Source organism: Actinomadura sp. NPDC049753, from assembly GCF_040674655.1.
Classification (GTDB): Bacteria; Actinomycetota; Actinomycetes; order Streptosporangiales; family Streptosporangiaceae; genus Spirillospora; species Spirillospora verrucosospora.
Window position 1 is genome coordinate 1 of sequence record NZ_JBFARL010000095.1, and the last position, 21,458, is coordinate 21,458.

The window sequence follows — 21,458 nt, forward strand, 5'->3', positions numbered from 1 at the left end:
CGCTGCCCGTCCAGTACGCGACCTACATGGGCAACCTCGTCCGCGGGGACCTCGGCGAGTCGCAGCAGAGCCACCGGCCGGTCGCCGACGACCTGCGGGAGTTCGTCCCCGCGACGTTCGAGCTGGCCGGCACGGCGCTGCTGGTGTCGCTCCTGCTCGGCGTCGCGTTCGGAGTGATCGCGGCGTTGCGCCGGGACCGGCTCGTGGACCAGTTCCTGCGGGTGACCAGCCTGGCGGGCGTGTCGGTGCCGACGTTCTGGCTGGCGCTGCTGGCCTTCTACCTCTTCTTCTACAAGTTCGGGCTGGCGCCGGGCTCCGGGAGGCTCTCCCCGGCCATGGCGCCGCCCCCGCACACCACCGGCCTGTACACGGTGGACGCCGCGCTCGCCGGCCAGTGGGACGTCTTCGCCAGCGCCGCCGGCCACCTCGTGCTGCCCGCGCTGGTGCTCGCCGCGTACACGATCGGCCTGCTCACGAGGTTCACGCGGTCGGCCGTGCTGGAGGTGCTCGGACAGGACTACGTGCGGGCCGCCCGGGCCAAGGGGCTGCCCGCCGGCACCGTCCTCTTCCGGTACACGCTGCGCTCCGCGCTGGTGCCGGTCATCACGGTGGCGGGGCTGGCCTTCGGCAGCCTGCTGTCCGGCACCGTGCTCGTCGAGGCGATCTACGCCTGGCCCGGCGTCGGCGAGTACGCGTACAAGAGCGCGACCACCCTCGACCTGCCCGCCGTGATGGGCGTCGGGCTCGTGGTGGGCGTGATCTACGTGGTGGTCAACCTGGTGGTGGACATGCTGTACGGCGTCATCGACCCAAGAGTGAGGCACACGTGAGCCGCAGGGTGCCGGAGGCATGGCGCAAGCCGCTCGCCGTCGTCGGCCTCGTCATCGCGGCGGCATGGCTGGTCGTGGTGCTCGCCGCGCCGCTGCTCGCGCCGCACGACCCGCTGAGCCAGGAGTTCCCGCGGCTCCAGGCGCCGAGCGGAGCGCACTGGTTCGGCACCGACGAACTCGGCCGCGACGTCCTCAGCCGCGTGCTGTTCGGCGCGCGCCTGTCCATCCCGCTCACGCTGCTGCTGGTGGCGATGTCCGTCGTCATCGGCGGGCTGCTGGGGGCGTGCGCCGGCTACTTCGGCCGCTGGCTGGACGAGACGATCATGCGGGTGGCGGACCTGGTGTTCGCGTTCCCCACCGTCATCCTCGCGATGGCCGTGGCGGCCTCGCTCGGCGCCAGCCTGCGCAACGCGGTGCTGGCCGTGCTCGTCGTGTCCTGGCCCGCGTACGCCCGGGTCACCCGCGGCCTGGTGCTCGGCATCCGGTCCCGCGAGTTCGTGATCAGCGGGCGGCTGCTCGGGTTCTCCGCGTGGCGCTCGCTGCGCACCGACGTGCTGCCGAACGTGACCGGCCCCGTCCTGGTGCTGGCCACCCTCGACATCGGCACCCAGCTCCTGCTGCTGTCGGGACTGTCGTTCCTGGGGCTCGGCGCCAAGCCGCCCACCGCCGAGTGGGGCTCCATGGTGGCGTCGGCCACGCACGTGTTCGACAAGTGGTGGGTCGGCGTGTTCCCCGGCCTGGCCATCCTGACGGTGGTGCTGGCCTTCAACTTCCTCGGTGACACGATGCGCGACGCACTCGACCCGCGGACCGCACGGGCGATCAAGGAGCGGGCGCTGTGACCTTGCTGAACATCGAGGGGCTCACCGTCGAGCTGGGGGGACGGCAGATCATCCGGGGGATCGACCTCGCCCTGGAACCGGGCCGGATCCACGGGCTGGCGGGCGAGAGCGGCTCCGGGAAGACCATGACCGGGCTGGCGGTCATGGGACTGCTTCCGCACGGCGCGCGCACCGGCGGGCGGATCCTGTTCGACGGGACCGACCTGCTGTCCCTCCCGTCCAAGAAGATGAACGCGCTGCGCGGCAGCGAGATCGGCATGGTCTTCCAGGACCAGTCGACGAGCCTGCACCCCATGCTCACGATCGGCCGCCAGCTCACCGACCACATGCGCCACCATCTGGGGCTGGACAAGGCCGAGGCGCGCCGCCGCGCGGTCGAACTGCTGACGAGGGTGCGCATCCCGGACGCCGACGGCGCCTTCCGGCGGTACCCCCACCAGTTCTCCGGCGGCATGCGCCAGCGCATCGCGATCGCGGCCGCGCTGGCCTGCGACCCCAAGGTCCTGATCGCCGACGAGCCGACCACCGCGCTCGACGTGACCGTCCAGGCCGGCGTCCTGCGCCTCCTGCGCGGCCTGTGCGACGAGCTCGGGCTCGCCGTCCTGCTGGTCACCCACGACCTGGGCGTCATGTCCGCGGTGGCCGACACGATCAGCGTGATGCGGGCGGGCCTGCTGGTCGAGACCGGCGCGCGCGCCCAGGTCATGCGCGAGCCCGCCGACGAGTACACCCGAATGCTGCTGGACGCCCTGCCGGAGCGGAGCACCTCATGAGACTGCCGGACGGCGCCGAGCCGGCGCCCGACACCTCGCTGCTGTCCGTCTCGGACCTGGTGGTGGACCATCGCAGCCCGGACCGGCCCCCGGTGCGGGCGGTGGCGGGCGTCGACCTGACCGTCGCGCCGGGAGAGGTCGTCGGCCTCGTCGGCGAGTCGGGCTGCGGGAAGTCCACGCTGGCCCGCGCCATCTGCGGGATCATCCGCCCGTCCGGCGGTTCCATCGGCTTCGAGGGCCGCCCGGTGACGCCGCTCGGCCTGCGCCGCCGCGACCCCGCGCTGACCCGGATCCAGATGGTCTTCCAGGACCCGTTCGCGTCGCTGAACCCCCGCCGCCGGGTCGGCGGCCAGATCGCCGACGGCCGCCGCGGCGGCCCGACTCCGGGCGAGCTGCTGGAGCGGGTCGGGCTGTCGGCCGACATGGCCGGCCGCTACCCGCACGAGTTCTCCGGCGGGCAGCGGCAGCGCATCGCCATCGCCCGCGCCCTGGCCGCCCAGCCCTCCCTGCTGATCGGCGACGAGCCGATCTCCGCGCTGGACGCCTCCGCCCAGGCGCAGGTCGCGGGGCTGATGCGGGCACTGACCGTGGAGTCGGGGGCGGGGCTGCTCTTCATCAGCCACGACCTGTCGGTCGTCCGGATGATCGCGGACCGGATCGCGGTCATGTACCTGGGCAAGATCGTCGAGATCGGCCGCACCGCCGAGGTCTGGGCCGACCCCCAGCACCCCTACACCCGGGCCCTGCTCGCCGCCATCCCGGCGCCGGACGGGGCGGGCACGCTCCCCGCCGAGTTGCCCGGCGACGTGCCGGACCCCGCGTCGCCGCCGTCCGGCTGCCGGTTCCACCCGCGCTGCCCCCACGCCATGGAGATCTGCTCGAAGCGCGAGCCGGTGCAGGAACGCGGGGTGGCCTGCTGGCTCTACGAGTCGGCGCCGGAATGAGCGACGATCGCGTGGAGCGGGTGCGGGCCCGCATGATCGAGCACGGGGTGGACGTCCTCGTCCTGCGGCCGTCCTCGAACCTGCGGTACCTGGCCGGCTCGGCGCGGCACGGCTTCCTCGTCATCACGCCGGACGGCCCGCCCGAGCACGTCCCCGACGCGTCGTCCCTGATCCCGGTGGGCGCGCGGGTCGCCATCGACCCCCAGATGCCCGCGCACGAGCTGCTGTCCATCCAGGAGCGGCTGGGCCCGCAGACCCTGTTCGCCTCGGCCGAGCCGCTCATCGCACCGCTCCGGATGCGCAAGTCCGACGCGGAGATCGCGGCCATGGAACGCGCGGCCGTCGCCGCCGACCGGGCCGTGGCGATGGCGTCCGAACTCCGCTGGTCCGGCGCCACCGAACGGGAGATGGCGCGGCTGCTGCGCCTGCTTCTGCTGGAGACCGGCCACGACGAGGTCACGCTCGTCACGGTCGCGGCGGGGGAGCACTCCGCCGCGCCCTACCACCGGCCCACCGAACGGGTGATCAACCCGGGCGACGCGGTGCTGGTCAACATCGGGGGACGGCACGAGGGCTACTGCTCCGACATCACCCGGATGTTCGTCGTCGCCGAGCCGCCCGAGGACTTCGAGGCCATGTACTCCGTGGTGCTCGCCGTCCACAGCGCCGCCTGCGAGGCGGTGCGCCCCGGCGTCACCGCCGCCGAGATCGACGAGGTCTGCCGCGCCGCCATCGCGGCCAGCGGATACGGGCTGTTCTTCGTCCATCGGACGGGCCACGGGGTCGGCCTCGACCAGTTCGAACCGCCCTACCTGACATCGGAGGACCGGACCGTCATCGAGCCCGGCATGACCGTGTCCGTCCAGCCCGCCATCTACCTTCCGGGACTGTACGGCGCGCGGATCGAGGACGTCGTCGTCTGCACCGACGTCGGAGCCCGCCGCCTGAACCAGAGCCCGCGCCTGCTCATCGTCACCGACCGCTGAACATGACGTGAGGCCCGGGTGGACGCGTCCGCCGAGGACGGGATACTCCAAGGGTGGGATCGGACGTCTTTCCGGACGAGCTGCGGGCGGCGGGGGTGACGCCCCGCGAGCTGGAGATCTTCTGGCTCGTCGGGGATCGCCTGCACAACCAGGAGATCGCCGACGTCCTGCACGTGTCGGAACGGACCGTGGAAAGCCACGTCTCGTCCCTTCTCCGCAAGCTCGGCGGCCCTGACCGGCGAGCCTCACCGAACCGGCTCGTCCTGGTCGAGGCGGCGGAGCGGTTGAGGGCGCTCCGGGACGCCGCCGCCCTGCCCAAGCCGCTCTCCTCGTTCGTCGGACGGGACCGGGAGATCGACGACCTGCGCCGGCTCGTCGGCGCCAACCGGCTGCTGACGCTGACGGGACCCGCCGGGACCGGCAAGACCCGGCTCGCGCTGCGACTGGCGGACCTGGTGACCGAACTGCCGCCGGCGGTCCTGGTCGACTTCGCCCGCGCCGCGCCCGGCCGGAGCGCGGAACGGGAGTTCGCCGACGCCCTCGGACTCGCCGCCGGGGACGGGGGCGGCTCGCGGGCCCAGATCCGTGCCGCGCTCGCGAAGGGGCGGCACTGGCTCCTCGTCGACAACTGCGAGCATGTGGCCGAGGGTGCGGCGGCGTTGCTCGCGGATCTGCTGGCCACCACCCGCGGCCTCCACGTGCTGGCCACCAGCCACGGGCCGCTGCGGGTGGCGGGGGAGGTCGTGTACGAGATCCCGCCGCTGCAGGTCCCCGAGGAGGGCGACGACCCGGCGGCAGTGCTCAGCGCGGCGTCCGCGCGGCTGTTCGCCGACCGCGCCGCCGCGGTCTCGCCCGGTTTCGAGGTCACCTCGGACAACGCCCGGCACGTGGCGGTGATCTGCCGCCGGCTGGACGGCCTGCCGCTGGCGATCGAGCTCGCGGCCGCCCGGACCCGCGTGTTCTCCGCGGCGGAGCTGCGGGCCCGGCTCGACGACCGGTTCGCGGTGCTGACCGACGGGGCGCGCGGGGCACCGGCCCGGCACCGCACCCTGGAGGAGGCGCTGAACTGGAGCTACGAGCTCCTGAGCGGCGAGGAGCGACTGCTGTTCGAACGCTGCTCGGTGTTTCCGGCCGCGTTCGACTACGACACCGCGACCCGGATCCTCGGCTATCCGCCGCTGAGCGCGGCCGCCCTCGTCCAGGTCTTCCCGCGCCTCCTGGACCGCTCGCTGATCTCGCGCCGGCGGCAGGACGAGATGACCGAGTACTGCCTGCTCGACAGCGTCCGCCAGTTCGCGCACCGGCGGCTCGAGGCGAGCGGGACCGCCGATCTGGCACGGGAACAGCACGCCCGTCACCACCTGGGGCAGGGCGTGGCCGCGCTGACCGACCTCTGCGGGCGCGACCAGGCCGCTGCGCTCCGCTGGTTCGGGCGCCACTGGGCGGACCTGCGCGCCGGGATGCAATGGGCTCTCCAGCGGCAGGACACGACCGTCGCGTGGGAGTTCCTCGCCGGGATCTGCACCGGTTGGGAGGTGCTCGGCGCCCGCGGCGAGCTCTTCGACTGGCTCGACACGCTGCTCGCGCATCCCCTTCCGCAAGGCTCCCTGGGCGTCCGAGCCGCGATCACCTGCGCGATCCTCCTCGACTACCAGGACACCGAACGGGCGCGGGGGTTCGCCGAGCAGGCATATGAACGGGCCGAGAACGCCCCGGCGCACGACCGGGCGCTGGCCCTGCTCGCCCTCGGCTGGACGGCGAGGGCGGCGGTGGTGGCGCGGGGCAGCGAGTTCGAGGTCCTCGAACGGGCCGTCTCCCTTTTCGAGCGGCTGGGCGACGACTGGCATCGCGCTCTGGCGCTGTTCCGCCTCGGGTTGTCCGTGCCGGACGCCCCGGCGGCCCTGACCCGGCTGGCGGACGCCGCCGACCTCTTCGACCGGCTCCACAATCCGGTCAAGCGCTCCAACTGCCTCTTCCACATGGCCAATGTCGCGATCGAGGACCGCATCCGTCTCGACGAGGCCGCGACCTGGCTGACCGAGGCCGCCCGGCTGGCCGGGACCAGCGGCAACGAGCACGAGCGCCTGCACGCCGAGGTCGCCCTCGCCCGCCTCGACCAGGCACGTGAGGACCACGCCGCCGCCGAGCCCCGGTTCGTCCGGTTGCTTTCCGAGTTCCGTCAGATCGGCGACCTGCGCTGCGCCGCACGGTGCCTTCACGGCCTCGGCGGCGCCGCGGCCTCCGCCGGAGACCACCGGCGGGCCCGGCGGCACCTCGCCGAGGCCCTGGAGATCGCCGTCGGTCTGGGCGACCGGAACGTGCTCGTGACGAGCCTGCTCCTGCTCGCCGGCGCCGACCACGCGACCGGGCGACCCGACCGCGCCGCGATCCTGCTGGGCGCCGCCGAGAACCTCGTCCCGGCGTCTCCCGGAAGCCCGGAGCCGCCGCTCCGGGCCGCCCTCCGCGAACGCCTCGGGCCCGCCGGTTTCGCCATGGCCCTCGCCACCGGCCGGAGCACCCCGCTCACCGCGTTGCGCCCGCTGTGAAGGCTTCGGTCAGCTCAGCTTCGAGGTCTCGTCCTCGATCGGACGGCCGTAGGTCACGGCGTCGAGCACGGCCGGGGGAGCGGTGGCGCGGAAGGCGGCATCCGGACGTGCGCCGAGCGCGCCGTTGACGGTCGAGAACGCGACGCGCAAGGCCGCGAACACCGTGATCGCGAACACCTGGGGGTCGTCCCAGCCGGCGTCGCGCAACTCCTGGACGTCTTCCGCGACGGTGCCGTGGGGCCTGCCGGCGACCTTCCGCACCCACCCGGCCAGGGCCCGCTCCCGGGCGGTCAGCCCGGCGTCGACGCCGCGGAGCACGGCGGCGGCCGTGTCCGCGTCGCTCGCCTCTGCCAGCCGGGAGCCCCAGGCCAGTGCGCAGTAGGAGTCGCCGGCGGCCGAAGCGCACGCGGCGATGAGGACGCCGCGTTCGCGGAAGTCGAGTCCGGCCGCCGCGCCGGCCTCCCCGAGCAGCTCGAAGAGCCCGGCCGCGAGGCCGGGCCGGTGGGCCCACAGCCTGGAGTTGTTCATGACGTGGCCGGTCTCGGCGATGTCCTCGTCGAACATGCGCAGCGCCTCGTCGGTCAGGGGAGGGGCGGCGAGGAAGCCCGCCTCGTTCATCGCCGCTCCGCCGCGAAGGTGACCGGCCGGCCCTGCTCCTTCCAGGCGGCCAGCCCGCCGTCGAGGTGCGCGACGTCGGTGTAGCCGAGCGCCTGCAGCGTCTGCGCGGCCAGCGCCGACCTGCCGCCGGAGGCGCAGTAGAGGATCGTCCGCGCGCAGGGGACGAACTCCTCGCGGTGGTACGGGCTGGCGGGATCCGCCCAGAACTCCAGCATTCCGCGGGGCGCCGGCACCGCGCCCGGGATGGCGCCCTCGCGCCGGACCTCATCGGGCTCACGGAGATCGACCAGCGTCACCCCGCCGCCTTCCAGCGCGTCGGCGACCTCCGGCACCGACATGTTGCGCACCTCGTCTCGTGCGCGGGTCACCAGCTGCCTGACGGAACTGCTCATTGCCTCACCTCGGACTCTCGGGTGTCCTTGCCTCCTCCCATCTGACAGGGGCCCGGCAGAACGCACATCCGTGCTCAGTACGGAGACAACGTCCGGGAAGGACTCTGGCCGCTCCGTCCGGCTTGGTCATTGTTCCGCCGGGGGAACACAACACGGCCACGGGCCAACAATGGCGTGCGACGTTGGGAAGCGGCGAGGAAACCAAGCACGCCGGATGTTCCGCGAGCAAAGGGGAGAGACGAAGCAGCATGCTCGGCGAGGCCGGAGCACGATTCCCCCCTGGGGACGCTCGTGTCAGGAGCCGACCGCCGCGCGTTTGCGAGCGCCCCGGACCGCCGCGGAAAGGGTCGCGATGTCGTAGGCGCCGACATGGCGCCGTCCGTTGACGAAGAAGGTCGGGGTCCCGGAGACGCCGCTCACGTCGGCCGAGTCGACGTCTTCGGCGATCCGCCCGGCACCGGTGTGCCGGCGCAGGTCGGCGCGGAAACGGTCGACGTCGAGGCCGATCTCGCCGGCGTAGCGGAGCAGGTCCCGGGGGCGCAGCGCGTCCTGGCGTTCGAGCAGCAGATCGTGCATCTCCCAGAACCGGCCCTGCGCGGCGGCCGCCTCGGCGGCCTCGGCCGCGAGCTGCGCCTGGGGATGGATGTCGTTGAGCGGCAGGTGGCGCCACACATACCGGACGTCCCCGTGGTCGGCGAGCAGTTCCCGGACGACGGGCTCCGCCCGTCCGCAGTACGGGCACTCGAAGTCGCCGTACTCCACCACGGTCACCGGCGCGTTCGCGGGACCGCGGACATGGTCGCGACCGGGCTCGACCGGTGCGGCCAGATCGATGATGCTCTCCGCCGTCCCGAGCAGCGCCCGCAACCGCCTGCGCGGCGGCAGCAGCGCGGTCGCGCGGACGACGACCCAGGTCACGACCGTGGCGCCCAGGGCCGCGGACAGCACGCCGATCTTGGCCTCCTCCAGCCGCTCACCGGTGAAGGAGAGCGTCGCGATCAGCAGGGCCACGGTGAAGCCGATGCCGGCGATCGCGCCGCCGCCGCCGACCGCGGCCCATCCGACCGGTGGACGCAGCCGGCCCCGGCTCACCCGGGTCACCAGCCATGAGGACCCGAGGATCCCGAGCGGCTTCCCGGCCACGTAGCCGACCACGATGCCGAGCGTCACCGCCGAGGTGAAGGCGCGGCCGAGGAACCCGGCGGTGATCGTGACGCCCGCGTTGGCCAGCGCGAACAGCGGCACGACCGCGTAGCTCGTCCACGGGTGGATGAGCAGCTGGAGCCGCTCGTTCGGGGAGATCGCCGCGGCCACCCCGGTCCGCGCCGACCGGGCGAACTCCGGGGTGGGCTGCTCCCGGAACAGCCTGAAGACCTCGGTGGCGCGTTCCAGGTCGTCGCGCGCCGCCGGATGGGCGTACGTCAGCAGTCCCATGACCAGGCCGACGACCACCGGCTCCACCCCGGCGGCCTGGACCGCCGCCCACGCGGCGACGCCCAGCACGACGTACACCGGGATCTGCCGCATTCCGAGGGCGCGCACCAGCACGGTGACCGCGAGGATGCCGATCGCCAGCAGCAGTGGTGGCAGCGCGATGTCGCCGCTGTAGACGATCGCGATCACCGCGAGCGCGATGACGTCGTCCACGACGGTGGCCGTGAGCAGGTACGTGCGCAGCCGTGGGGGGAAGGTCCGTCCGACCAGCGCGAGGACGCCGAGCGCGAACGCGGTGTCGGTCGACATCGCGATGCCCCACCCGTGGGCGGCCGGACCGCCGGAGTTGAAGGCGAGGTAGAGGGCCACCGGCACGACCATCCCGCCGACACCGGCGGCCAGCGGCAGCGCGAACCGCCGCCGGTCGCGGAGCTCTCCCATGTCGAACTCGCGGCGCGCTTCGAGCCCGACCACGAAGAAGAACACCGTCATCAGGCCGCTGTTGACCCACTGCCGCAGATCCTGCGAGAGGCCGGCGCCGCCGAACCGGACGGACACCTGCGTCTCCCACACCCGCTCGTAGGAGGACGCGTCCGCGTTCGCCCAGACCAGCGCGACGAGCGTCGCGGCCAGCAGGACCAAGGCGCCGCCCGTCTCGGTGCGCATGAACTCCCGCAGCGGGGTCCGAAGGTTGCGCGCCCACGCGGTCCGGTCGGCGAACGATCCGGAGGGCGGGCCCGCTCGGCGCTCCGTCATCGCTGGACGCTCACCCGGGCCCCTCCCCGTCCGGCAGCCGGACGCGCAGGGAGACCGTCCCGGTCAGGTCGATCCAGGCCGAGTCCGGTGTCCGGACATAGCGCAGGAGGACGTGGCCGCATCCGGGGCAGCGGGCGACCAGGCCGGGCGCCCGGTCGTACACCCGCAGCTCGGCGATCGGGCCGGTGAGCCCGCAGTTGACGCAGCGGCCGGTGGCCGCCGTGACGTCCACGGCGAACAGCTCGCTCAGCGGGCCGGCCAGGGCGTTGCCGTCCACATGATCCATGGAACGCCGGCCCGGGGCGTCCTCCCGGCGGGGCACGTTCATCTCGCTCAGCCTCCGTTCAGCCGAAACGTTCGGTCTTGATCCGCCGCGGGTCGTGACCGCGGGCGAGCAGCAGGTCGGCCGCCGACTCCACGAACCCCGTCGGCCCGCAGACGAAGCAGTCACGGTCGGGCGGGCCGTCCCCGAGATCCGCCGCCGTCAGCCGGCCGGGCGGGCGGGGCCAGCCGTCAGGGGGCACCCGGGTGTAGACGCACGTGACCTCCAGGCCGGGCTCGGGACGCCGCAGCTCGTCGGCATAGAACACGTCCCCGGGCGTGCGCGTGGAGTACACCAGCCGGAACCGGGTTTCCGCCCCGGCCAGGCGGCGGGCACGGACCATGGCCATCAACGGCGCGATCCCGGAACCGCCCGCGATCAGCAGGACGTCCCGTCCCGCATCGGGCCGCCACACGAACCAGCCGCCCACCGGGCCCCGGATCTCGACCGGATCGCCGACGCCGAGCACATCAGTGAGATACGGGGAGACCTCACCGTCCGGGATCCGCTGCACGGTGAGTTCGACCCGGTCGGGCGCGGAGAGCGAGTAGCTGCGCTGCGCGGTATAGCCGTCGGCCGCGGTCAGCCGCACGTCGACATGCTGACCGGCCAGATGCCCCGGCCAGCCCGGCACCTCGAAGACCAGCGTGCGGGCCGTTTCCGTCTCCCGACGCGTCTCGGCCAGCCGCGCCACGCGCCACGCTAGTCGCCCTGGTACCGCTGCTCGCGCCATGGGTCCCCGTAGTCGTGATAGCCGGCGGTCTCCCAGAAACCCGGCTCGTCCTCGGTCAGCAGGTCGATGCCCCGCAACCATTTCGCCGACTTCCAGAAGTACAGGTGCGGAACCAGAAGCCGTACCGGCCCCCCATGCTCCGGCGCCAGCTCCTCACCGTCGAAGCGGTAGGCGATCCATGCCTTGCCGTCGAGCAGATCCTCAAGCGGCAGGTTGGTGGTGTACCCGCCGTACGAGGACACGAGCGCGAAATCGGCCGCGGTCTCCACGTCGGCCAACAGAACGTCCAGCGACACCCCCTGCCAGTCCGTGCCCAGCTTGGACCACTTGGTGACGCAGTGGATGTCCACCCGTGGAGTCTCGAACGGCAGATCCAGCAGCTCCCGCCACGTCCACCGGTGTTGCTCCCCGGTCTCCGTGGTCACCGTGAGCTCCCACTCCTCCGGAGGGACCCGCGGGGTCGGACCGGCCGACAGCACGGGAAAATCCTCGGTCAGGTACTGCCCGGGCGGCAACCGGACCGCGGACTCGCGCCGCCGCCCATGGAACCCAGGCGAAACGATCCCCATCACAGCCTCCCCTCATCAGGCACGAACGGATCCCGCCCTCTGGCCCTACCTTCCCCACCCCGACGACCCCGATGCGACTCCCATCCCGCAACTCCTCCGCCACCGTCGCCGCACCGTCCCCACAGCGCGGCCCCTCCGCCGTGTTGGGCGGAGGGGCCGTGACCTGCCGGGGACCGGTCTATCCGAGCACCGGGTAGTTCGCGCGGAACACGTTGTGCGGGTCACGGGCCCGCTTGATCTCCCGCAGCCGCGCGAGCGCGCTGCCGGAGAAGGACTTCGCCGCCGTTTCCCCGGGGGACAGCACGGTGTACGGCTTGCGGCCGCTGATGCAGGCCTCCAGGTCGGCCACGATCTCGGTCTGCTTGGCGCGAGTCGCATCGGCCGTGTGCGGCAGGCCGAGCCCCACCAGGCCGAGCAGGTACGGCTCAGCCACAGCGCCGCTCGCACCGGCCCCGCCGCCCGGCTCGGCGAGCGCTCCGCCCAGGTGCCTGATCTGCACGTTGATGAGCGGCTCGACCGGCTTTTCCAGCAGGAGTTCCACCGCGTCCGCGTCCAGGCCGGTGAGCAGCTCCGCACGAGCGATGGACGGGGCCGGATCGGTGGGCTCGGCGGCGATGCCCCCAAGGTCGGCGACCGGGACGACGCCGCGGCTGTCGGAGGTCGCTCCCTCGATCTTGTCAATGCGCGCCAGCAGGTCCGCCCCCCGGGCCGCCTCGCCCAGATAGGCCAGATCCAGCGTCACCATCGGCGGCGCTCCGGGTGGCTGGAGCCGGTTGATCCAGACGCTGAGTTCACGCGGCGCATCGGCGGTGATCTCCAGGAACGCGTCGTACACTTCCCTGGTCCGGTGCTCTGGCCAGATCACGCGCCCGCCGTACAGGACCGGCGCGGGATACAGCTCGAGTTCGAGGGCGGTCACCACCGCGAAGTCCCCGCCACCGCCGCGCAGCGCCCAGAACAGCTCGGCATCGGACTCGGCGGTCACCCGGCCCGGCTCGCCATCGGCGTCCACGATGTCGAAAGCCCGCACGCTGTCGGAGGCGAAGCCGTACTTGCGGCTGAACCACCCGACCCCACCGCCCAGGGTGTAGCCGGTCACGCTGACCCCCGGCGCACTGCCGGACAGACCGGTCAGACCCAGTGGGCCGGCCGCCGCCAGCACCTGCCCCCACTTCACGCCGGCGCCCACCCGGACCACGCGCTCCTCCGCGCGTACCTCGACCTCGTTCAGCAGGCCGGTACGCAGCAGGATCAGGCCTTCCACATCACCCGAGGCGCCATGCCCGCTCGGTTGCGCGGTGACCGTCAGACCCGCTCGCCGCGCGTAACGCACGAGCGCCGCCACGTCATCGGCGTCCGCGACCTCCGCCACGGCCGCCACGGGCTGCCTGACGGTCAGATTCCACGCGGTCGCCGCCTGTTCGAAGCCGTCGTCATCGGCCAGGAGCACGCGTCCTTTGAGGACTCCGCGCAGATCGTCCATCGTCATCGTCGTCTCCCTTTCGAGTTATCGGAAATACGGAGGAACACCGTTCTGCACTACGGGCCGGTCGGCGCTCGTGCACGTCATGCAGACGTCAGGCGGGCTGCTCGATCTCGGACTCCAGGTCCACCCGGGACAGGAGCGGCGGCCACAGCAGCTCGTCCTCGCCCTGGTGATGGCTGTGCGGGCCCGGCCGGTGGACGCGGAAGTGGTCGGCGATCACTTCGGCGCGAGCGGCGTCACCCGGCGCGACGGCCGCGACGAGCTCCGCCGGCAGCCGTGACTCACGGCGGAGGACGCGGTGGACGACCTCCATGTCCTGGGTGTTGACGCTCATCTGTTCCTTGCCCTTCATCGGTGGCGACGTGATCAGGCTGCTCCCGAGTACTTGGAAGGGGTTTGGAGCTGACTTGGACCAGTCCACGCACGACGTGCGGATCACTGGTTTCGTCCGGCTGCTGGAGCCCGGACGTCCGCTGCCCGCGCCGGCGGTCTCGGCACCCCATGGACCACCGCCCAAGGACCCACGAACAACAACTGGCCGGCCCCGCCGTCTTCGCGGCGGGGCCAGAACACCCCTCGACAACAACGCATCCGGACGCGAAGTCCGCATGGTCAAATTCCGTCAGAAGGGATCGGGCTTGCCGCCGACCGCCCCTGACTTCTGGGAACGGCCTGAAATCAGCTCACCTAAGCACGACAGCTGACCAGTTACGGCCTTGCCGGTTGATCGTCCTTTATGTGTTTCATACGATCGCGGCAGCCAAGCTGAATCTGCCGTAGTCCGGGAACTCGGGCTCCGTGGCTCGGCACCGGCCGATATCAGGCGTTCAGGGGGACCTCATGCTGCAGGCTCCGATGATCATTCAGCAGTTCCACTGGTCGGATCAGCCGCGAGGGGACAAAGCCGCCGCGATGCGCGAGATCTTCCTCGGGGCGGCCCGGCACAGCCTTGGCCGCTATTGGAGCGAGTGCACGTTTGGGATCATCGACGCGGTGTCCGGTGCGAAGGTCGACGCGATCCAGTCGATCGGGCTCACCCACGACACGTATTTCGACGCTGGCGGGGATCTGCAGAGCCATCGCACGAGAGACGAAACGATCGCCGCGGCGATCGCGGCCGCGCCCGGATACGTCGCGCATTTCGGGCCCAAGATCGTATTCATGTTCGACAACCCGTCTCCGGCCGGCGCCAGCGGGGCGTACGCCGTGCTCGACTTCGCGGGAAGTCACTCCTACATGGCGCACGAGATAGGCCACACGCTGGGCTTCGACCACTCTTTCGCGGGTGCCGTCGAATACGGTGACCCTTACTGCATAATGAGCGCGCTCACCTTCGGCGGAACAGATCCGACGCACGTGCGTCCGAGGCCGGCCGATTCCGCGGTTCCGCAACCCGTCCTGGCGAGTGACATGCGGTTCTGGGAGCAATTCGGCCCGATGCCGGCTGGCGCCACGCTGTTCAACACCCTGCCGGACTTCGGCACGTCAGGCGGGGTGCGGCGGGTGGCGCTCGGCGAATCCGTGCGGCTGCGGGCATTGAGCGAGGCCGGTCCCGGCGAGACGGTCCTCGCGGTGGTGGAGGTCGACCGCATCCAGTGGACGGCAGAGCTGCGTGTCGCGACCAACTGGGACGCGGGACTCGCACTGCCCGACGGGCCCGGCGAAGCCGTCGTGCTCCACGGACTGATCGAGGCCCCCGGGGGCGGTGTCCGCGCGAACTACCAGGGGAAGATCCCGGTCGTGCGCTCCGGGGCCACGATCGGTACGCCCGAACTGGTGCCGGAACATGTGCTCCCTAATGGGGTCCGGCCGAATCTACGGCTGATCGTCGAGTCGTTCGATCCCGCGAGCAACACCGCGCAGATCCGTTTCGCGCCACGTCCGCGGTCGGCCGTTCGCGCAGCGCAGCGGCTCGGCCCGACCAGCGTCATCCAGGCGGATTTCGGGGCCGGTGACCACAAGAACTTCGAGGCGTGCATCCTGGAGGGGGACGAACTCTGGCACTGGTGGCGGGACAACTCCCTGCCCTGGCAGCCCTGGCTGCGCGGGCAGCAGATAGCCGCCGACGCCGCCTTCCCCGGGGCGCTCATCCAGTCGAACTTCGGCTCGGCCGATCACGGCAACTTCGAGGTGGTGGTCCCCATCCGAGTGGCCGGCGGAACGTGCAGGCTCCGGCACTTCTGGCACGACAACAGCAACGTCGCCAACCCGTGGAACGCGGGGCAATGGGTGACGGACGCCAACGAGGATGTGGCGGGCGCGGCCGCCCTTCTCCAATCGGATTTCGGGTCTGACGACCACGGCAACTTCGAAGTCGTGGTTCCCCTTCGTCAACCTGACGGAAAGCTGCGACTCGCGCATTATTGGCACGACAACGGCGACGTCGACCAGCCATGGCGGCGCGCCGGATGGATCACCTCGGAGGGCGAGGAGGTCTCCGGCCCGGCGGCCTTCATCCAGTCGGACTTCACTACCGGAGATCACGGGAACTTCGAGGTGGTGGTGCCCTTCCCGCGGCCAGGGGGCGGGGTCGGGCTGCGGCAGTTCTGGAGTGACAACAGCACCGGCACCCTTACCTGGCGTTCACCCGAGGCGGAGGCGGGCGTCAGCCTCGACATTCTCCACGGGATCGGCGAAGTGATAGGCGGGCCGTCTCTCGTCCAGTCGGATTTTGGATCCGGCGACCATGGCAACTTCGAGCTGGTCGTCCCGATCCGGCGGCCAAGGGGCGCGGTCGTGCTGTGGCACATCTGGAGAGATTCGGCGGATCCCGCGCAGTGGCAGTTGGCCGGCCAGTACGTGACCGAATCGTGCAGGGGAACCGCGACCCTCTTCCGGAGTAGTTACGGCGCGGGCGACCATCGCAATTTCGAGGTGCTCGTCGAGGAAGACCGCGGCTCCGTGGCGCACTACTGGCATCCGAACGACAACGTCGACCACCCCTGGCTGCGGTCGGTCTGCGTCGACATGCTCGACGAGCTGGCCGTCGTGCGGCCTTCCGCGGTCCGGATCAAGCAGCTGACCGGCGAGTACGACCGCACCGGCTGGAATGGGAGGGACGACCCCCCGCCCTTCGCGCTGAACAGGACCGAGAGCCGGTTCGGCATCACCGGCACCGACCTGGGAGTCTCGTTCGAGCACGATGGCCGGACCTTCGTCATGTTCGGCGACACGTGGCGCGGACCGTTCTCGGGCGAGACCGACAACCTCGACGCGATCGCCGTTGTGGAAGGTGGTACTCCCGACGAAGGGCTGCAGCTGGCATTCCGGCGCGAACCGCCCCGGGTTCCCGGCATCAGCCAAGGCGGGTTCGAAGTGCCCCTGGACGGCGTCAGCTGGGGCGGTGCGATATTCGGGTTCTTCTCCACCGACCACTACCAGGCTCAGGGCAGAGACGTCATGGGCCGGACGGTCGTCGCCCGCAGCGACGATGACGGCCACACGTTCACCTACCTCTACGACCTGCCACGCGCCCATTTCATCAATGTCTCCACGTCGATCGTCGACGGGGAGGCGCATGGCCTCCCCGCCGGCCGGCAACTGGTCGTGTTCGGCACCGCCCGCTACCGGTCGAGCGACGTCTACCTCGCCACGAAACCCGCGGCCTCGATCGGGACACCGGGCGGATGGCGGTACTTCGCCGGTGCCGACGGCTGGACGGGGGAGGAAAGGTCCGCCGCACCCCTGTTCCCGGCGGGAAACGTCGGGGAACTGTCGGTCCGCTGGTCGGCGACCGCCCAGAACTGGCTCGCGTTCTGGAATGAGAACGACGGCATCGATCGTCACCGCATCGTCATGCGTGCGGGAGCCCGGCCGCACGGACCATGGACCGAACCTGCCGTCGTGTTCGACGTCCGGGACGGGTACGGCACCTTCATTCACCAGCCTGGACGCGACCACACACAGCACACCTTCGGTGACGCCGACAATACCTGGGGGGACGTCTACGGCCCCTATCAATTCGAGCGTTACACCCGTCTCGAGGGAACCAACGTACGGGTGTACTTCACCATGTCGGTTTGGAATCCCTACCAGTCCATGCAGATGAGCATCGATCTGCCCCTCAGGACCTTCGCGAATTCCCTGCGCTCCGCAAGCCGCGGCGCCGCCGCTGCCGGACAAGCCGACGAGGCCCAGGTACTCGGCACACGAGCCGACTCGTTGTCGCTGGAACTGGCGTCGGCGTTGGTGGACGAGGCACTACGCCATCATGTGACCGGCTACGCGCTCCTGTGGGGCGGAGGCGACCCGGTCGAGGCCGGCGTCGAACTCGCAAGGCAACGCGAGGCCGCTCAACGCGCGATGGAGATACTCGAGCCCATGGTGGAGGCACTTCCCGGCGCAGATCTCGCGCCGCAGGACGTGCTGCGGCTTGCCGGCTTGTTGTGGCGGCTGATCGGTCTCTCCACGCACGGATCATCCGATATGGCGCCGGGAATCCGGGCGGCCGAACTGGCCCGGCGGGCCTATCAAGACCTGGAAGGGGATCACCGGATCGACATCGTCCAGGTCTGGACGGACCTGGCCCAGCGCCACCATGAGACCGGTTACTGGTTCGGTTACTGGGCCGGCCACCCTGACCTGGGCGATTCTGAGCTCACCAAGCAGCGCGAAGCCGCCGCGGCCGGAGCCCGGCTGGCCAACGAGGTCGCCGCGCAGCTACCGATACCGGCCCTGACCAGGGAAAGACTGTCGCAACTGCTGACGCTGATGGAACGCCTCGCGGGCACGGTCAGCGTGCCTGGGATGGTCACTCATGGCCTCCCACCAGGGGATTCGCACTCGCCTGAGTTGGAGGCCCTCGCCGCGACCACACGGAACTCCGCCGAGCGGGTTCGGGAGGCCCTAGCTTCGATGCAGAGTTGATCCGCCGCCCGTGCCGTGTTGCCCGGGATGCGCTGTCGAGAGGTGCTCGTGCGCATCTGTGGTGCGAGCGGACTGTGGCCGAAGTCCCCGTCGCCGGGCGGCCAGTGGCGGTGCAGGCGCGTGCACGTCAGCTCGCCTGCCGCGATCAACGGTGTTCCAGGCAGACCGTCCGGGAGCAGATTCCTGGGGTGCTGCAGCAACACCAGCGACGAACCATCGGCCCCGGCTGCCCAGGTCGAAGCGGTGGTGGGGAAACCGCGAAAGCTGGGCGTGGACGGCCCGTGAGCGCCGCTGACCGGTGTTCGGCTGGTCAGCGGTGCCCGGCGTGCGCCAGAGGCCGGTTGGTGTGGAAGGAGGAGGCAGCGGTGGTTGCCCTGGGGGATTGGCCTGCGATGCGTGCGGCGAGCCAGTTCATCGCCGAGGTGGCGCCAATGACCGCTTGGGCTGGGCGCTGGACGAGGTTGCTGCGGGAACACCGGTCCGGGCGCAGTGGTTCGCCGAGGTCGTAGGAGTGGATCTCCTCGGCGGTGTCGGCGTGCAGGGAGAACCGGGTCGCCGGCGCGCGGGTTCCGAGCCCGTCGGCAGCCGCACGCTGCTCCTGGTCGGGGAGTCAAGCGGCTTGTGCACGGTCGGGTCGTCGGGAGACTTCCGGTGGGCGGAGCTTCGCTGAGGGCATAGCGGCCGCGCTAGACGTTGGTGACATGACACACCCGGCCGGACTTGCTTAACTATGGACGATCTTGTCGTTAGTGTCGTACCCCAGGGTCGGCGAAGCGGTCACTGGAGGTTGCGATGAGGTCCGGACGGTGGATGCTCGTCGCCTGGCTGATCATCGGAGCGCTCGCCGCGGGACAGCGTCACTACTACGCCCAATTCGATGGCAGCTGCGCCAAAGTCGCCACGATCGGAATCACCTGGGCCACCGGTCCGCTTAACTACATCGGGCTCAACCCCACCGCCAACTGCAAGGTTCCCCAGCCGAGCAAATGACATGCCGGGCTCTACGACCGCGTCATCGTGAGGCCTTCTGACAACATCTTGAGCTTCCCTCCGTTGTGCGGACTTCTGATGTTTCCCCGTTTTGCGGTCGTGCGTGAGCCTCGATCTTCGTGAGGTCGGTTGGGGCGCATCCTCGGCGTCGTCAACGCTTGCCCGATGAAGTCGCTGCGTTCTACCGATCAGCGGCCCGGGCCGGATCGCTCACTGCACATCTGAAGGAGCCGGGCGCCCGGACTCGCCTCAGCGGTCCCGCCTGCCGTCCTCCCGCGCTCAGGCCGGTCAGGGGCGGAGGCGACGATCTCCTTGTGCGCGTCCGGGTGAGTAGACCATCCACGCGTACGCGGGCCGACAGGACGGTCGAACTTTGTCGCCGGTCTTCGTCTCGGCGTCTTCAGGTTGCCAGACGTCGCAAGGCTCCATATACCCTAGGGGGGTAGGGCATATTGAGAGGAGCGCAGCCATGGGTGATCACACTCGGATCGTTGTCATAGGGGCCTCGCTGGCGGGAATCCGCGCCGTCCAGACTCTCCGGAGCGAGGGGTATGCCGGTGAGCTCAGCCTGGTCGGGGCCGAACCACATCTGCCGTACAACCGGCCGCCGCTGTCCAAGAACGTTCTCACCGGCGACGATGACGTCGCCCTCCCGGGTGGCGACCAGTTCGACGCCACATGGCTGGGCGGTCGCCGCGCGGTCCGGCTGGATGCAACGGATCGAGCCGTCGTCCTGGACGACGGCTCTGAACTCGCCTACGACGGCCTGGTCATCGCGACCGGTGCCCGGCCGCGGCGGTTGCCCGAGGACCAGATGGCCCTGACCGGAGTACACGTCCTGCGCACCATCGACGACGCCAAGGCGCTCCGGACCGCTCTCGCGCACAAGCCCCAGAAGGTCGTCGTCATCGGCGGCGGCTTCATCGGCGGCGAGGTGGCTTCCGCGGTACGGGCCCGGGGCATGGACGTGACGCTCATCGAGAGCGGGCCGCTCCCCATGATCGGCGTCGTCGGCCGGGAGGTCGCGGACTGGCTCGCCGAGCACCATCGGCGGAACGGCGTCGATCTGGTGACCGGGGTCCGGGCGAACCGTCTGGAAGGCGGTCCCGACGGCCGGATCGCAGCCGTCCATCTGAGCGACGGACGGTCGATTCCGGCCGACCTGGTCATCGCCGGGCTGGGTGTCGAACCCAACACCGAGTGGCTGGACGGCAGCGGCGTGCAGATCCAGGACGGCGTCCTCACCGATGACAAACTGTTCGCGCTCGGGTTCCCGGACGTCGTCGCCGCAGGTGACGTCGCCCGCTGGCCCCATCGGCTCTTCGGCGACGAGCCGGTCCGGGTCGAGCACTGGGCGAACGCCAACGGGCAAGGAGCCCTGGCCGCGCGCAACCTGCTGCGCGGTCCTTCCGGCGCCGAACCGTTCGTCGAGGTGGCCGGACTTGGCACGCGCGTGCACGGCAAGCGCGTCCAATGGGCTGGCTTTCCGAGCCTCGCCGACCAGAGCACGATCGTCGCCGGATCGGTCGAGGAATCGAAATTCGCGGTCGCGTTCTCGCGGGACGGCGTCTTGGTGGGCGCGGCAACCGTCAACTACCCCAAGGAACTGAACCGTCTCCGCGGCATCATCGCGGCCGGCGCCGACCAGCCCACTCCCGCATGACCGGGCGGGGAGGCGGACCCCTGGACAGGTCCGCCTCCCCGCATATCCCCGATAGCGGGCGCAACGGACCCGCTGGGGTCGCTACTGACCTGTAAGCCAATCCTTCATCTTCTGGGGCCAGATGCTGGGCGGGCGACGAGAGCAGGGTCACCGCCAAGTTGCTTCAGCAGCCGGGAGTGCTCGCAGCAGATGTCGACTCCGCCGCCCGAAAGGCAGTGGTGATCCATGACGCGCGTGTTGAGTTGCTCCTGCTCTGGAACTGGCTCGTCGAATGCCGCACCCCCAGCGTCGGCGGCCAGACCCACTACCAGCCCAGGAGCAGAGGTCTGCGATGGTCTGCGCAACGAGCGGATCACCCGGCTCGTGTGAGTCTCGGCCCCTCGGCGTCGATCTCGCCGCGCGAAGCGTTCGGCGAGCATCTGCTCAGGTGTCGCCGACGAGGGGGGCTCGTGGCGGTGGGCGGAGTTGGTCGCGGACAGCGAGGAACCCAGAGTCCCGCTCGTCCCGGCGGCGAGTGCTGGCAGGAATGGGGCTGACGGTTCTCTAGCGAGTGGTGGGCCCTACCCGTCCCGCCAAGCGCGGCGACTGGTGCTGCAGAACCTGGCCATCGCCACGCTCGCACCGGAACCGCCGATGGGGCGCCGCACCCGCAAGGCATCGCCCACGCTGCGCTGACGAGGGCCCGCTGCACCGTCACCGTTTGCCGAA

General features: G+C 70.9%; 17 protein-coding genes. 9 read left to right on the forward strand and 8 right to left on the reverse strand.

Annotated elements, in window-relative coordinates; translation table 11 throughout:
- From AB0K37_RS23540 to AB0K37_RS23565, 6 genes are all read left to right on the forward strand, one after another.
- Nucleotides 1-830: ABC transporter permease (locus AB0K37_RS23540; protein ID WP_363984466.1), on the forward strand; the 830-nt coding region annotated here is incomplete at its 5' end.
- Entirely contained in the window at nt 827-1,672 is an 846-nt protein-coding gene (locus tag AB0K37_RS23545) for an ABC transporter permease (protein ID WP_363984468.1), read from the forward strand. The genes AB0K37_RS23540 and AB0K37_RS23545, both read left to right, overlap by 4 nt.
- On the forward strand, nt 1,669-2,445 hold the full coding sequence (locus AB0K37_RS23550) for an ABC transporter ATP-binding protein (protein ID WP_363984470.1): 777 nt from the start codon (nt 1,669-1,671) through the stop codon (nt 2,443-2,445). The genes AB0K37_RS23545 and AB0K37_RS23550 overlap by 4 nt, the downstream gene beginning before the upstream one ends.
- The gene (locus AB0K37_RS23555; RefSeq protein ID WP_363984472.1) at nt 2,442-3,389 is read left to right on the forward strand and encodes an ABC transporter ATP-binding protein; all 948 of its coding nucleotides are present in this window, start codon (nt 2,442-2,444) and stop codon (nt 3,387-3,389) included. Before AB0K37_RS23550 ends, AB0K37_RS23555 begins: the two co-directional genes overlap by 4 nt.
- Nucleotides 3,386-4,375, forward strand: coding sequence for an aminopeptidase P family protein (locus tag AB0K37_RS23560; RefSeq protein ID WP_363984474.1), 990 nt, complete (start codon nt 3,386-3,388; stop codon nt 4,373-4,375). The genes AB0K37_RS23555 and AB0K37_RS23560 overlap by 4 nt, the downstream gene beginning before the upstream one ends.
- A gap of 53 nt (nt 4,376-4,428) precedes the next feature.
- Nucleotides 4,429-6,921 carry a LuxR C-terminal-related transcriptional regulator gene (locus AB0K37_RS23565; RefSeq protein WP_363984476.1) on the forward strand — a complete coding sequence of 831 codons (2,493 nt, stop codon included), beginning with the start codon at nt 4,429-4,431 and terminating at the stop codon, nt 6,919-6,921.
- A 9-nt stretch (nt 6,922-6,930) separates the two neighbouring features.
- Here AB0K37_RS23565 and AB0K37_RS23570 read toward each other — a convergent pair whose 3' ends face one another.
- The 8 genes from AB0K37_RS23570 to AB0K37_RS23605 form a co-directional block, all read right to left on the reverse strand.
- The gene (locus AB0K37_RS23570; protein ID WP_363984478.1) at nt 6,931-7,539 is read right to left on the reverse strand and encodes a hypothetical protein; all 609 of its coding nucleotides are present in this window, start codon (nt 7,537-7,539) and stop codon (nt 6,931-6,933) included.
- The gene (locus tag AB0K37_RS23575; protein WP_363984480.1) at nt 7,536-7,931 is read right to left on the reverse strand and encodes a rhodanese-like domain-containing protein; all 396 of its coding nucleotides are present in this window, start codon (nt 7,929-7,931) and stop codon (nt 7,536-7,538) included. The genes AB0K37_RS23570 and AB0K37_RS23575 overlap by 4 nt, the downstream gene beginning before the upstream one ends.
- A 294-nt stretch (nt 7,932-8,225) precedes the next feature.
- The gene (gene nhaA, locus AB0K37_RS23580; protein ID WP_363984482.1) at nt 8,226-10,121 is read right to left on the reverse strand and encodes a Na+/H+ antiporter NhaA; all 1,896 of its coding nucleotides are present in this window, start codon (nt 10,119-10,121) and stop codon (nt 8,226-8,228) included.
- A gap of 10 nt (nt 10,122-10,131) precedes the next feature.
- Nucleotides 10,132-10,449, reverse strand: a complete 318-nt coding sequence (locus AB0K37_RS23585) for a DUF6510 family protein (protein WP_363984484.1) — start codon at nt 10,447-10,449, stop codon at nt 10,132-10,134.
- Between the two features lie 16 nt (nt 10,450-10,465).
- Complete coding sequence (locus tag AB0K37_RS23590) at nt 10,466-11,137, reverse strand: ferredoxin reductase (RefSeq protein WP_363984486.1); 672 nt, start codon at nt 11,135-11,137, stop codon at nt 10,466-10,468.
- Between the two features lie 8 nt (nt 11,138-11,145).
- Nucleotides 11,146-11,745 (reverse strand): sulfite oxidase-like oxidoreductase, encoded by a 600-nt coding sequence (locus tag AB0K37_RS23595; protein ID WP_363984488.1) that lies wholly within the window; start codon nt 11,743-11,745, stop codon nt 11,146-11,148.
- Between the two features lie 178 nt (nt 11,746-11,923).
- On the reverse strand, nt 11,924-13,234 hold the full coding sequence (locus AB0K37_RS23600) for an FAD-binding oxidoreductase (protein ID WP_363984490.1): 1,311 nt from the start codon (nt 13,232-13,234) through the stop codon (nt 11,924-11,926).
- Nucleotides 13,235-13,322: 88 nt separating this feature from the next.
- A complete protein-coding gene (locus tag AB0K37_RS23605) occupies nt 13,323-13,583 on the reverse strand; it encodes a hypothetical protein (protein ID WP_363984492.1) in 261 nt (86 codons plus the stop codon).
- Nucleotides 13,584-14,071: 488 nt separating this feature from the next.
- On the opposite strand from AB0K37_RS23605, the gene AB0K37_RS23610 reads away from it, so the two are divergent.
- The 3 genes from AB0K37_RS23610 (at nt 14,072) to AB0K37_RS23620 (ending at nt 20,750) form a co-directional block, all read left to right on the forward strand.
- The gene (locus tag AB0K37_RS23610; RefSeq protein ID WP_363984494.1) at nt 14,072-18,097 is read left to right on the forward strand and encodes a DUF4185 domain-containing protein; all 4,026 of its coding nucleotides are present in this window, start codon (nt 14,072-14,074) and stop codon (nt 18,095-18,097) included.
- A gap of 810 nt (nt 18,098-18,907) precedes the next feature.
- Nucleotides 18,908-19,087, forward strand: coding sequence for a hypothetical protein (locus tag AB0K37_RS23615; RefSeq protein ID WP_363984496.1), 180 nt, complete (start codon nt 18,908-18,910; stop codon nt 19,085-19,087).
- 373 nt (nt 19,088-19,460) lie between these two features.
- Entirely contained in the window at nt 19,461-20,750 is a 1,290-nt protein-coding gene (locus AB0K37_RS23620) for an FAD/NAD(P)-binding oxidoreductase (protein ID WP_363984498.1), read from the forward strand.
- Nucleotides 20,751-21,458 lie beyond the last annotated feature (708 nt).